This is a genomic window from Subtercola sp. YIM 133946, assembly GCF_036553535.1.
GTDB lineage: Bacteria > Actinomycetota > Actinomycetes > Actinomycetales > Microbacteriaceae > Subtercola.
On sequence record NZ_JAZHPE010000045.1, the window covers coordinates 123,247 to 135,401 of the forward strand.

At 63.6% G+C, this 12,155-nt stretch carries 10 protein-coding genes; 7 read left to right on the plus strand and 3 right to left on the minus strand.

The features are described 5' to 3' along the window. The first annotated feature begins 8 nt into the window (after positions 1–8). Positions 9–1,148 (plus strand): FAD-dependent monooxygenase, encoded by a 1,140-nt coding sequence (locus V3W46_RS14645; RefSeq protein ID WP_331783869.1) that lies wholly within the window; start codon positions 9–11, stop codon positions 1,146–1,148. A gap of 230 nt (positions 1,149–1,378) precedes the next feature. After that, positions 1,379–1,783 (plus strand): DUF1801 domain-containing protein, encoded by a 405-nt coding sequence (locus tag V3W46_RS14650; protein WP_331783870.1) that lies wholly within the window; start codon positions 1,379–1,381, stop codon positions 1,781–1,783. A gap of 228 nt (positions 1,784–2,011) precedes the next feature. Here the strand turns inward: V3W46_RS14650 and V3W46_RS14655 are convergent, their stop codons facing one another. Further along, complete coding sequence (locus V3W46_RS14655; RefSeq protein WP_331783871.1) at positions 2,012–3,502, minus strand: GMC family oxidoreductase; 1,491 nt, start codon at positions 3,500–3,502, stop codon at positions 2,012–2,014. A gap of 261 nt (positions 3,503–3,763) precedes the next feature. On the opposite strand from V3W46_RS14655, the gene V3W46_RS14660 reads away from it, so the two are divergent. Both V3W46_RS14660 and V3W46_RS14665 read left to right on the plus strand, forming a co-directional pair. Beyond that, positions 3,764–5,152, plus strand: coding sequence for an aldehyde dehydrogenase family protein (locus V3W46_RS14660; protein WP_331783872.1), 1,389 nt, complete (start codon positions 3,764–3,766; stop codon positions 5,150–5,152). Continuing rightward, positions 5,149–6,879 carry a thiamine pyrophosphate-requiring protein gene (locus tag V3W46_RS14665; RefSeq protein ID WP_331783873.1) on the plus strand — a complete coding sequence of 577 codons (1,731 nt, stop codon included), beginning with the start codon at positions 5,149–5,151 and terminating at the stop codon, positions 6,877–6,879. The genes V3W46_RS14660 and V3W46_RS14665 overlap by 4 nt, the downstream gene beginning before the upstream one ends. On the opposite strand, the gene V3W46_RS14670 is transcribed toward V3W46_RS14665, so the two are convergent. Together V3W46_RS14670 and V3W46_RS14675 are read right to left on the minus strand one after the other, a co-directional pair. Beyond that, the gene (locus tag V3W46_RS14670; RefSeq protein ID WP_331783874.1) at positions 6,876–7,241 is read right to left on the minus strand and encodes a RidA family protein; all 366 of its coding nucleotides are present in this window, start codon (positions 7,239–7,241) and stop codon (positions 6,876–6,878) included. The two genes, V3W46_RS14665 and V3W46_RS14670, sit on opposite strands and share 4 nt — an antisense overlap. A 47-nt stretch (positions 7,242–7,288) precedes the next feature. Beyond that, positions 7,289–8,020, minus strand: a complete 732-nt coding sequence (locus tag V3W46_RS14675) for an SDR family NAD(P)-dependent oxidoreductase (protein WP_331783875.1) — start codon at positions 8,018–8,020, stop codon at positions 7,289–7,291. A gap of 284 nt (positions 8,021–8,304) precedes the next feature. Here V3W46_RS14675 and V3W46_RS14680 point away from each other — a divergent pair, with 284 nt between their 5' ends. The 3 genes from V3W46_RS14680 (at position 8,305) to V3W46_RS14690 (ending at position 12,111) form a co-directional block, all read left to right on the plus strand. Beyond that, on the plus strand, positions 8,305–9,384 hold the full coding sequence (locus V3W46_RS14680; protein ID WP_331783876.1) for an ornithine cyclodeaminase family protein: 1,080 nt from the start codon (positions 8,305–8,307) through the stop codon (positions 9,382–9,384). A 60-nt stretch (positions 9,385–9,444) separates the two neighbouring features. Continuing rightward, positions 9,445–10,812 carry an alpha/beta hydrolase domain-containing protein gene (locus V3W46_RS14685; RefSeq protein WP_331783877.1) on the plus strand — a complete coding sequence of 456 codons (1,368 nt, stop codon included), beginning with the start codon at positions 9,445–9,447 and terminating at the stop codon, positions 10,810–10,812. Between the two features lie 243 nt (positions 10,813–11,055). Next, complete coding sequence (locus V3W46_RS14690; protein ID WP_331783878.1) at positions 11,056–12,111, plus strand: ABC transporter substrate-binding protein; 1,056 nt, start codon at positions 11,056–11,058, stop codon at positions 12,109–12,111. Positions 12,112–12,155 lie beyond the last annotated feature (44 nt).

Consider the following 12,155-nt stretch of genomic DNA (forward strand, 5'->3'; position numbering starts at 1 on the left):
GTGGATCGATGACGCCCCTTCGCGTTCTCATCGTGGGTGCCGGACCCGCGGGGATGGTCGCTGCTCTCGCGCTCGCTCGCACAGGGGCTGTCGCTCACGTCGTCGAGCTCGAGAGCAGCCACACCGCTGCCGGAATCGGTGTCAACCTCCAGAACTCGCCGCTGAGGGCGCTCGACTCGCTCGGCTTGCTCGACGCCATTGAGCGCGCCGGTTATCCGACCGGGGTGGTGAACATGCTCGACGCCACCGGCGCCGCGTTGATGCCCCCCTTGCGGCCCGAGTCGCTGGTACCTGGTCGCCCTGCGTCGATCGCCATCGGGCGCGCGGAACTGGGCAGGATCCTGTCGGAGGCTGTGGGTACGAGCGGGGTGGTCTTGAGGTTCGGTCTGACCGTCGACGGTCTGCGCAGTGACCGTTCTGGAGTCGACGTCACCTTCAGCGACGGAGGGGCCGGGCGATACGACCTCGTCATCGGGGCAGACGGCATCAACTCCCGCGTGCGTGACCTCATGATGGGGTCTTCGGCTCCGAAGCCGCAGCACAATGGGCAGTCGATCTGGCGGGCGAGCGCCGCGCGGGGCGACCTGACTGAATACCAGTTGTACAACGGGCCTGTCAGCAAGGTGGGGCTGGTGCCGCTCTCCGACACCCGCATGTACCTCTACCTGCTCGAGTCTCGCGAGACCGCCAGCGGCGACGGGCAGCACCGCGACGAGTCGGATGACCGGTTCGCCGAGCTCCACCGTGCCCTGGCACCGTTCGGCGGAATGGTGCCGGAGATCGCGGGCCGCCTCGAACCCGATATCGACTTCCGCTCGCTCAAGTGGCTGCTGCTCGACGACCCCTGGTACCGAGGGCGGATTCTCGTGATCGGTGACGCCGCACATGCGAGCACGCCCCACATCTCCTACGGTCTGGGTATCGCGATCGAAGACGGCATCGTGCTGGCCGAGTTGCTGAGAGTGTACGGGGACGATGTCGACGCGCTGTTGGCTGCCTTTATGCGGCTTCGCTTCGATCGCTGCCGTCTGGTCGTGCAGAACTCGCGCCAACTGGGCGAATGGGAACAGCATCCGCCGGCCGACCCGTCTGTCTACGGAAGGCTGATGGCGGAGACGATCGCCGAGCTGAGTGAACCGCTGTGGTGAACGCATGATAGCTGTGGTCGCCCTGTCACCCAGGCCTTGCGACAGGGCGGGGCCTGGGTACTGACCCCGCCCGGCCGCGGGTGGGTGGTCAGCGGGGTCTGGGCCGATCAGTAGGACGATACCAAGGCCCAACCCGCAGCTGTCAAGCCTCTCGTGGGGTCGCCCTGGCGACTGCCGATGTGTACGCTGTTCACTTACCGGGGCCGACCCGGTGTGATGGGAGATTCGAGATGCACGGCAAGGCGAGCCCGGCGAAGGCGGCGGTGGGCGACCAGCCCGTGTTCGACTACATCGCCAGCATTCCCGAGCCGCAGCGCGGCATCGCCGAGGCCGTCGACGCGCTCGCGGCCGAGACCCTGCCCGGCCTGCAGAGGTCGGTGAAGTGGGGCATGGCGTACTACGGCGTCGGCGACGGGTGGTGCTTCAGCTGCGGCGCCCTCGACGGGCATGTCGAGCTCATGTTCATCAACGCCGCGACCCTGCTCGACCCGGTGCCGCCCGTGACCCCGACGGGCATGGGCAAGGCGACGCGTGGTGTCGAACTCGAGAGTCTGGCCGACCTCGACGCCTTCCAGGTCGCGGGCTGGATGCGCCAGGTCACGTCGGTTCCGGGCGTCGGCCGCAGCAGGCGTTGACAAGCGCTCGGTCGGTGAAGCGAACCAACCGCGTCCCCGGCCACTGCATCACGCATCTGTCGGAGCGGCGGCGTGCGCTACCTTGACCGTCGCCCCGCTCGTGCCGCCGCGAGCGCCGTGCCCGCAGGCACCGTCGCGACCGTCGTGCCACCGACGACGAGCTCGGACAGTGCTTTGTGCAACCATCCGAGAGCCCAAAGCGGCGGAGATTCTGTAGCCTGGTGAAGTTCAGTCGGCAGCCTCAGCCGAGATCATGGCGGCAAACCGCTCGCCCATCATGCTCACTGTCGCATTCAGGTTCGCGCGAACGCTCTCGGGCATTGCTGCTGCATCTACGACGCGGAGGTTATCGACACCGCGCACCCGCGCATCTGCGTCGATGACATCACCCATGGCGCAGGTCGACGATGGGTGGTAGGTGCCCTGCACCCTCCGTCGTAGCCAGCCATCGAGTTGATCGTCGTCGAAGAGCACGTCATCGCTGAGGTCGTCTCGTTCGGCCACGAAGCTCGACAGTCCTGAATTTTCGACGAGTCGAACGGCGAAGCGCACGGTTTCGCGAAGGCGCCGGCGATCTTCGGGATGCTCGAGGTATTGAAAGTCGATGACAGGTCGGCTGTCGGGTCCATCCTCCGAGAGGGTGACGTCTCCGCGGCTGAGTGCAAGCATCAGGAATATGGCAACCTGCACGCCGAATCCTGCGTCGTCGTGAAAGGCCGAGATTGAGATCTTGATGTCGTCACGCACAGACGATCCGGGTGCGGTCATTCGTAGCGCGACGGGAGAGCGAGCTGAGGTCAGATCGAGCGGCCGCTCGCTCTGCGACCGCCAGCGAAGTGCGAACTGCGGGTGCTCGCGAAGCCCAGTGCCGACGCCTGGCGCATCTGCGACGATCGGCACGTCGAATCGGTCGAGCTGCTCGGTTGGTCCGACGCCAGAGCGCATCAGAAGCCAGGGTGTGCCGATCGCACCGGCAGCGAGTATCACCTCGCGGGCACCCACCGTGACGTCACCATCCGACGTCTTCGCCAAGACTCCTGCCGCCCTGGTTCCCTGGAACAGAATCCGCTCGACGGTATGACCACCAAGGATTCGGAGATTCGGGAGCTCGCGCACCAAGGAAAGGTGCGAGAGCGCGGAGCTGACACGAACTCCGTCGACGTTGTTGAAAGGCTGGGCACCGACCCCTTCGGCGCCGACCGCGTTGAAGTCGGCGCAGAGGGCGAATCCGCTGTCACGGCATGCTTGCACGAAGGCGGCATGCAGAGGATGCCAGGCCGCCTCCGGGATTCGCCGCACCGGTATCTCGCCCGATTCCCCTGCGGTTGGATAGTCCAGGTCGCGTTCCGTGCGACGGTACCAAGGCTCCACCGCGTTCCAGTTCCAGTCAGCGCCGGCGGCAGTCGACCATGCGCCGTTGAAGTCGCCAGGCAGACCATGCAACCAGACCTGGCCGTTGACAGAACTCCCACCGCCGGTGATTCGGCCGCTGTACAGGATGTACGGCTCGCCACCGGCTTCAGTGAGTGCGGTTGCCCAGTGCCACGAGAAATCTCGGGTCGTCAGCCTGCCCTCGCTGTAGGAGCCGTACCGCACGACATCGGGAGTCGCGTCTGCGGTCGGAAAATCAGGTCCCGCCTCAAGCAGCACGACGTCTCGCCCTGCCTGGGCGAGACGTGCCGCGATGATCGCGCCAGCGGTGCCGGCACCCACGATCACGACGTCGGTGTCGACAGCGGTGTGCGTTTTCTCCATGGAGGCCTACCTTCGGCGCGGCTGCGTCGGAACACCTCGGTCGCCAAGCGAAGATGATTAGTTAGCAGCCCTAAACAGTTGACTAGTTAGTAACCCTAACAGTATTGTCGGTCTCGTCAATCGGTTGAGGAGGAAACTGTGTTCGATCCGCATCCAAGCGGCGTCCGTGATGCGGACTCCTTCATCGGTGGCTCTGGGCCACTGCCGTCGGCGTCGAGATTCGAGGTGCGCGATCCCGGCCGACGTACGGAGATCGTCGGCTTGGCCGGAATGATCGCTCCCTCGACTCTCGATGCTGTGGTCAGCGCTGCAACGCGTGCCCAGCCGGCCTGGGAGCGGCTCGGGCCCGATTATCGAGCCGACATTCTCGACAGAATCGCTGATCTTCTCGACAACGTCGAGATCGGCCTCGTCGAAACCCTGACTCGCGAGAACGGTTCTATCCTCGGCGTCTCCCGAAACGAGCTGCTCGCCGCCGCCCGAATCTTCAGGTACACGGCAGAGCACACGCGGGCCGCGCTCTCGTCGCCCGAGTTCCACTCGTCAGGCGGAGTCGAGCTCCACCTCCAACGCAAGCCGTTCGGGGTGGTCGGATGCATCGTGCCCTGGAATGCGCCGGTAATTCTCGCCGCCCAGAAGCTCGCCCCGGCCCTTGCCGCAGGAAACGCGGTCATCCTCAAGCCGTCGCCGTTCTCGCCACTCGTCGTCACAGCGTTGATCGAGCGCATGGCATCCTTGCTGCCGGCTGGGCTGGTGAGCGTGATTCATGGTGACGCCGACGTTGGAAACGCGCTCGTCATGCACCCCGGTGTGCGGATGGTCTCGTTCACGGGCGGAGGGTCGACAGCAAAGGCGATCATGCGAAGTGCGGCCGAAACCCTCGTGCATCTGCACTTCGAACTAGGGGGAAACGACCCGGCGATCGTCTTGGCCGACGCAGACATACCCGGCGTTGCATGCTCAATCGTCGAGCATGCGTTTCGCCGGGCGGGCCAGGTCTGCTACGCCATCAAGCGGGTCTACGTTCCTCGCGACTCGCTGTCTGAGTTCGTCGACGCTGCGGTCTCTCGCATTGAGGAGATAAGCGTGGGGCACGGCCTCGACAGTCGTTCGACGATGGGGCCCGTGAACAATCGTGCTCAATTCGAGAGGATCAGGTCTCTGCATCGCAAGCTCTCGGCTGCAGAGGTACCTGTTGTGACGGCGGGACGCAAGGTCGATCCCGAGTCGTGGGATGAGGGCTTCTACCTGCTGCCGGCCCTGGTCGTCGACGCGCCGCCGCTGTCGGCGGTTGTTCTCGAAGAACAGTTCGGCCCGATTCTCCCGATAGTCGGTTATGACGACCTCGATGAAGCCGTGGCTCTGGCGAACAATACGGAGTTCGGCTTGGCGTCGTCAGTGTGGTCTTCGGATGTCTCGAGAGCGAGCGAGGTCGCGGGCCGCATCGAGGCCGGAATCACGTTCGTCAACGGCCATGCCCTGACCCCCGTGGCGCAGCAGTACGCTCCCTTCGGCGGCGTCAAGCAGAGCGGCATGGGGTGGGAGAATTCGCGCGCAGGGCTCGGCGAATATCTCGAATACCACAGCGTGCACGTCGTTCAGCCAGCACAATGAGCCCGCACGAAACGGGCGCAGACGCCCTTCTGGCAGGCATCAGGGCAGCCGGCATCGACATTGTCTTCGCCAATCTGGGCAGCGATCACCCGGGCATCATTGAATCGCTCGCGCGGGCGCGCCAGCAGGGCGACGACACGCCCGCGGTGATTCTTGCTCCGCATGAGGCGAGTGCGATCGCCGCCGCCCACGGTTATGCACTGGCCTCGGGAAGACCCCAGGCCGTCTTCGTGCACGTCGACGTCGGCACAGCAAATCTCGGTGGCGGCGTGCACAATGCTGCGCGGGCCCACGTCCCGGTGCTGCTGTTCGCTGGGCTTACGCCCTACACGCTCGAGGGCGAGTTCGCCGGCACGAGGAACAGCTACCCCAATCACCTTCAGGACGTGCAAGACCAGCACGCACTGGTTCGGCCGTACTCGAAGTGGAGTTATGACCTCCGCACGGGAGCCAACGCGCGACAGGTCGTGCTGCGAGCAGTTCAGATCGCAAACAGTGCGCCTCGAGGGCCGGTATACCTCACCGCCGCGCGAGAGGTGCTCGCTGCCGTCAGTGAAGGTCGTTCTGTCGATGCTGCTCTCTGGCGCCCGATTGAGCCGATTCCAGCCTCCGGCGCTGTCATCGCCGAGATGCTCGCCGCCGTTTCAGCCGCCAGATTCCCGGTGATCGTGACGTCAGGCTATGGGCGCGAGCCCGAGTCGGTCGGGCCGCTCGTGCAGCTCGCTGAGATGCTCGGTATCGGCGTCGTTCAGCCGGTGGCCGCAGCGATGGGCTTTCCGGCCGATCACGAACTGCATCTCGGCTTCGCAGCTGGCCCCATTCTCGAGCATGCCGATGTCATCATCGTCATTGACAGCGATGCGCCGTGGATGCCTGCTCTATCGGCACCACGGCCGGATGCTGCCCTCTACGTCGTCGACGCTGACCCGCTCAACGAGGGCATGCCCCTCTGGTATCTCGAGTCGCAGCGCTTCGTCCGGGCTGACCCGGCCACTGTCGTGAACCAACTGCTGGCAGCGGCACAGAACGCAAAATCGAACGGCGTCGAGGGCCGTCGCAAAGACGTCGCTGACCTGCATCGGAACCAGCGCACGAGATGGGAGGTTGAACGTCGGAGCGACGGCCTCACCGTTCCCCTCGTCGCGGGCGCAGTGGCTGCGGTCATTGATAACGACACGATCGTGCTCAATGAGGCGATCAGTAATGCTGAGACCGTCTTCCGGCATCTGCCTCGGAACAAGCCCGGCACGCTTTTCGCCAGCGGCGGGTCGTCGCTCGGGTGGTTCGCCGGCGCGGCCGTCGGAATCAAGCTCGCTAAGCCTCACGCTGAGGTCATCGCGATTGTCGGAGACGGCGCGTTCTTCCTCAGCTCGCCCGCTTCGGCGTACTGGATGTCGCAACGGTACAAGGCACCGTTCCTGACGGTCATTCTCGACAACGGCGGATGGAACGCTACGAAGCGTAACGTCATCAGGCAATACTCAGGCGGTGTGGCCGACTCGCTCCACCGCTACTGGGTCGATCTTGGCCAGTCGGCTGATCTCGGGGGAATCGCCGCGGCAGCAGGCGGTGCGCTCTCACTGACCGTCGAGCAAGCTACAGATCTTGAGCCTGCCCTGGCCGCGGCGATTGCGGCAGTGCGCAACGGTCGTAGCGCGGTCGTCAGGGTTTTTCTCGAACGGATCGCGGACGAACCGGCCGACACCATCTCTGAGTCACTCCGCTAGGACGCGGCGGGGATCGCAGCGATCGCCTCTATTTCGACAAGCTGGTCCTCCGACATCAGCGTCGCCTGGATCATTGTGGAGGCGGGGAGCGGTGAATCTGCGAAGTATCGCGCCCGTGCAGCTCCGACCGCTGGAGCCAACGCGCGGTCGGCCACATACACGGTCACCTTGATCACGTCGTCGATGCTGCCTCCGGCCGCTCGCAGAATGTCGTCGATGGCCCCCAGGATATGGTCGGCCTGCGCGCCAGCATCACCCGGGGCCACCGTCTTTCCCTCGCCGTCTTTCGCCGTGAGCCCGCTGATGAAGACCAGTCGGCTCCCCTCAGCGATGACGAACGCATGCGTGAGTGGTACCGGCATACGCAGTGAATCGATTGACACCGCCGTCGCTCCCGACGCCCTGGGGTTCACGAGTAGATCTTGGGGGAGCGCGGCAGGGACCCTTCTCGGGTAACCATGGAGTTGGTCATTGTCGCATCGTCGGAGAGCAAGAACATCAAGGGCCCGACGACGTCTTGCGGCTTGTCCATCTTGTCGTAGTCTGCATCGGGATTCGAAGCTCGGTACTGGGGTGTGTCGATGATTCCAGGCCGCAGTAGATTGACACGTACTCCGTATGGTTGCACCTCCTTCGCGAAGGTGTGGGCGAACCCGCTCACAGCGCCTTTCGACGCGGTGTAGGGCGATGAGAACGGTTTTCCGAAGTCGGCGGTACCCGAGGCGAACATGACGATGGAACCGCTGTTCTGCCTCATCATCACTGGCGCGACAGCCTTGCATGCCCACACCACGCCCTCGACATTGATGGAGAGTACCTTTCTTAGCCTGTCAGGTGTCATCTCGATTACGGGAATCAGTGGCTGCACGATGGCGCAGCACACGAGCCCGTCAATACGGCCATGGTTCTTCACGATGTCGCCGATGACGCCCTGCACAGAGTCATGGTCTGACACGTCGAGCGAGTAGAAAGAGATATTCGCGTCATCTGCTGCGACGGCTGCTCCCAATTCTTCGTTGACGTCGAGAATGGCGACGCGGGCGCCGGCTGCTGCTGCTGCACGCGCCCCGGCGGCGCCGATTCCGCTGGCCCCACCTGTGATGAGGATGACCTTTCCTGAGAAATCATAAGAATTGTTCATGATGCAGACCTCCTTGTGCGTGTCAATGAGTCAAATGCGGTTCCCAATTCACGTCACTTTTATTTAGGGTACCTTCTCATTAGGCATGCTAACTGTATGCGTGCACTGGCGCAACATCGAGAACTGCAGCTCCACGTCGTCATTGACGCGGCATGGTCGCGAACTCTACTCTTGCGTCGAGCATCCTTAGGGTCCCTAAGGAGCTCGTCCGGGGTGCACGGCGCACCCACCGCGGGCCAGAGACCTGGTTCGCGTCACTGAAGTACCTGTCAGGAGACCCAACGATGAGAATCCTCTCGAATGACGATGTCGAGCAGTTGCTCGACGCCGAAGACGTCATCGATTCACTTGAGGTCGCATACCGCGAACTCGCCGATGAGAAAGGTGCGAACAGGCCGCGCAACCACACGTATTTCCCCGTCGAGAACGCGGCGCATCCCGGCTTTCGCTTCCGCTTCAAGTCGCAGGAGGGCGGCAATCTGTCGAGCGGGGTGTGGGCCACTCGCATCACCTCCGACATGGTCGGAACCGAGACGCTGCCCACGGGCGAGAGTCGCCGTCGTCTGCTGCCCGTGGCTCCGGGGGGCCGCTACGTTGGTCTCGTGACGCTGTACAGCCTCGACACTCTGGAGCCACTCGCGATCATGCACGACTCGGTGATCCAGAAGTTCCGAGTCGGAGCGACGTCTGCCCTCGGTGTTCGAGAACTGAGCAATGATGACGTGACCGTCGCGGGGATGTTCGGTGCGGGGTGGCAGGCGGCAGCACACCTCGAGACACTGTTGCTGGTACGGCCTGGCATCGAAGAGATCAGGGTCTACAGCCCGACCGCCGCTCGCCGAGAGGAGTTCGCAGCGACCTGGAGCGAGAAGACCGGTCGAAAGGTGGTTGCCGTAGATCATCCCCGCCTGGCAGTGGAAGGATGCCGCATCATCACAGCGGCGACCGCCGCCATGGAGCCGGTCTTCGACGGACGTTGGCTGGAGCCGGGAACGCACGTGACGTGCATCACCAGTCCTGACGGCACGGCGATGCGGCGCGAACTCGATGACGTGACATTCGACCGTGCGGACCGAATCGTCGTCTTCTCGCGCGAGCAGGTGCACCACGACAATCAGATCGACATTCTGGGGCCCGTCGACAGGGGCCGGATCGCCTGGGACGACATCCAGGAGATCGGAGACGTGCTTCTCGACCCGGCGCCAGCGAGAAAGCATCCCGATGACATCACGATCTTCGCCAACAACACGGGAATGGGCATTCAATTCGCCGCCGTCGGCTCCCGCATTCTGCGATTGGCTGAGGAGCAGGATCTTGGTCACGTGATTCCGACCGAATGGTTGCTCGAAGAGACGACGCCGTGACCCCGCTCCGAGGCGAGCGGCCATGACGATGCATCGGCGTGCTCCCGGGAAGGGTGTGTGATGGCGCTCTCTGTGCAGATCGAGGGCCCGATACGCGGCCCGGGCCATGTCATGGGCGGATACGCCGGCGACCTCACGATCTTCGGCTATGTCGAGGAGGAGTACTTCGTGTCGGGTCTGGCACGCACCTACCGGCCCGCGGGTCGACTCGATGTGAGCGGAGAATGGAGCGTCGAGGCCACCGACACGCGACCTTTCAGGACTCGCGTGATTGTGCACCGACCGATCGACCCGTCGCGGTTCAACGGCATCGTGCTCTGCGAGTGGTCGAACGTCTCGTCACTCAATGAGATCTCGTGGGCGGTCAATGAGAACTTTCACCGATCCGGATACGTGTATGCGGCGGTGTCGGCTCAGACGGTGGGAGTGGATGGTCTCGACGGTGTCGAACGATCGGGCCTGCGCCGACTCGACCCGCAGAGATACGGCCGTCTCAAGATTCCGGGCGACAGTTGCTCGTTCGATATCTTCGCGGCCGTCGCCCGATGTCTGATGGCTACGCATGGTGTCGGCGCGAGGCTGTTGCCGGGTCTTTCACCGCACGACTGCGTCGCAATCGGCGAATCCCAGTCTGCGTCGCGGCTTGTCAGCTACGTCAATGCCGTGCACCGGCATCACCAAGTCTTCTCCGCCTTCATCTTGAGTGTGCTGCTCGGAGGAGCGACCGATTTCGACGACTCGCCAGTCGTTCCGGGGCAGAGCAAGAGCGATTTCAACGAGCAACAGCTGCGTCGGTTGATCGCAACGACCGTTAGAGCCGATGCTGGCGTCCCCGTGTTGCTGCTTCAGTCTGAGACAGAGGCTCGAGCGGCGCGAGTTCCATCCCCGGGCGACAGCGAGTGGATCAGGGTATGGGAGCTCGCCGGGTCTGTGCACCGTTCGGCCTGCGATGGCGGTTACCGACCTGATATCTCTGAGCGCGACGGATGGGATGACCCCTTCGCCGGGCAGGCGCAGCGCATGGTGCGCTTCTCGCCGACGATCGCTGCGGCCGCGCGGCCCCTTGCCCAGTGGGCGGGGGGCGGGAGGCCATTGGCAAGTCAGCCACGCCTTCGTCGTCGCGGGCAGGGAGTCGAGCTCGAGCTCGACGACGTCGGCAATGTTGTCGGCGGAGTGCGCATGCCCGAGATCGAAGTTCCGACCGCGGTCTACAGCTCGGCGGTCTCGCTCATGTGGGGCGACCGAACACCTCTCCCTCGCGAATCGCTGCTCGGCCGGTATCAGGATCCGACAGCATATGTCGAGCGCGTGCGGGAAGCCGCAACGGCTCGGGCGCACGTCGACCAACTGCTGCCATGGCACGTCGAACAGTACGTCGACGAGGCAGTTCGGCTGGTGAATCAACGCTTTTCATCTGGCATCAATTGACTGGGCCGGCACATTTTCCTTGACAGCTTAGGGGTGCTAACCGTAAGGTCGGCAAAAGCTTAGGGTCCCTGATTAGCGAAGACGCTGAGACAGGATGCGGCGCAATTCACGGTCTGCATCCCCCCGGTCTCCCCGCTAGCAGAGCTCTTGAGACGCTCCTCGTACGCACAGTCACTGCACTCGGCGTACTCGTGTCGGTGCAGTGAAGCACCGACAAGGCACGGTTTCCGATTAGGAGAGAAAATGCACAAGAAGATCACCGTCGCGACGTTGGCGCTGCTGACCGTCGCCAGCCTGGCGCTCGCCGGGTGTAGTTCTGCCGGCGCATCGACGTCGAACGCCGCGGCCACGAGTACAGACGGCGCGCAATGCGGGCCCCTTACGACAATGACGTCAGCCACGGTCGCGACAAATCCGGGCAATCAAGACCTGGTCATCAAGACCGTGAAGTCTCAGGGGCTCGATACGAAATACAACCTGAACCTCGACGTCAAGTCGTTTCTCAACCCTCCGGCCTCTGCCCAAGCGATCACGCAAGGCGCCGTCGACTTCGGCTTCGGTGGTCTGACAACGATGGACCAGGCTCGGGCCGGCGGGTCTGACGTCGTCTTCATCGGAGCGCTCTCCGTTCCGACTGCAGGGGTGTTCGTTCCGAAAGGCTCATCGATCAAGAGCCTGAGCGACCTCAAGGGAAAGCGGGTCGGCTCGTTCACCGCGTTGAACGGAGCGACGACTGCCGTCTTGCAGGCGCTGGCGAAAAAGGCTTACGGAGTCGACCTGCTGACCGACCTCGACGGCCAGGTTCATGTTGCTCCAGACGCCGAACTGTACGGTCTGATGGATCAGGGCCAGCTCGACGCCATTGTGCTCGACGCGGCAGGCACGGCCTACCAGGTGAATGCGGGCAACTACACCGAACTCGTCGACCTGACCGCCGATTACAACGCCAAGCTTGGATACAGTCCGCTGTATCTCGGTCCGGTGACCACCGACAGCTACGCTCAGCAGAACTGTTCGGCGGTTCGGGCGTACAACAGTGCCCTTCGCGATGCCGTGCAGTACATCCTCAGCAACTCATCGGTGTGGACGGACTACGCCGCGTCGCTAGGTCAGCCTGAAGCTGCGGCGTCCTTCCAGAAGCTGTACACCAGCTCGTTCGTGACGACGTGGACGCAGACAGAGATCGATGCGATGAAGAAGCTCATCAAAGATCTGCTGCCGTACCTCGATCCGTCGTTCCCGCAAGACATTCCCGACTCGTTGTTCACGCTGAACTACCCCCCTCTGCCGTCGCAGTAAGCCTGCAACGGGGGCCGGCTGGCCTGCCCGATGCACTGTTGCTT

What these genes read in the sequence shown, in the direction of transcription:
- V3W46_RS14645 (WP_331783869.1), top strand. Translation starts at nt 9, where the DNA reads ATGACGCCCCTTCGCGTTCTCATCGTGGGTGCCGGACCCGCGGGGATG.
- V3W46_RS14650 (WP_331783870.1), top strand. Translation starts at nt 1,379, where the DNA reads ATGCACGGCAAGGCGAGCCCGGCGAAGGCGGCGGTGGGCGACCAGCCC.
- V3W46_RS14665 (WP_331783873.1), top strand. Translation starts at nt 5,149, where the DNA reads ATGAGCCCGCACGAAACGGGCGCAGACGCCCTTCTGGCAGGCATCAGG.
- V3W46_RS14670 (WP_331783874.1), bottom strand. Translation starts at nt 7,241, where the DNA reads ATGCCGGTACCACTCACGCATGCGTTCGTCATCGCTGAGGGGAGCCGA.
- V3W46_RS14675 (WP_331783875.1), bottom strand. Translation starts at nt 8,020, where the DNA reads ATGAACAATTCTTATGATTTCTCAGGAAAGGTCATCCTCATCACAGGT.
- V3W46_RS14680 (WP_331783876.1), top strand. Translation starts at nt 8,305, where the DNA reads ATGAGAATCCTCTCGAATGACGATGTCGAGCAGTTGCTCGACGCCGAA.
- V3W46_RS14685 (WP_331783877.1), top strand. Translation starts at nt 9,445, where the DNA reads ATGGCGCTCTCTGTGCAGATCGAGGGCCCGATACGCGGCCCGGGCCAT.
- V3W46_RS14690 (WP_331783878.1), top strand. Translation starts at nt 11,056, where the DNA reads ATGCACAAGAAGATCACCGTCGCGACGTTGGCGCTGCTGACCGTCGCC.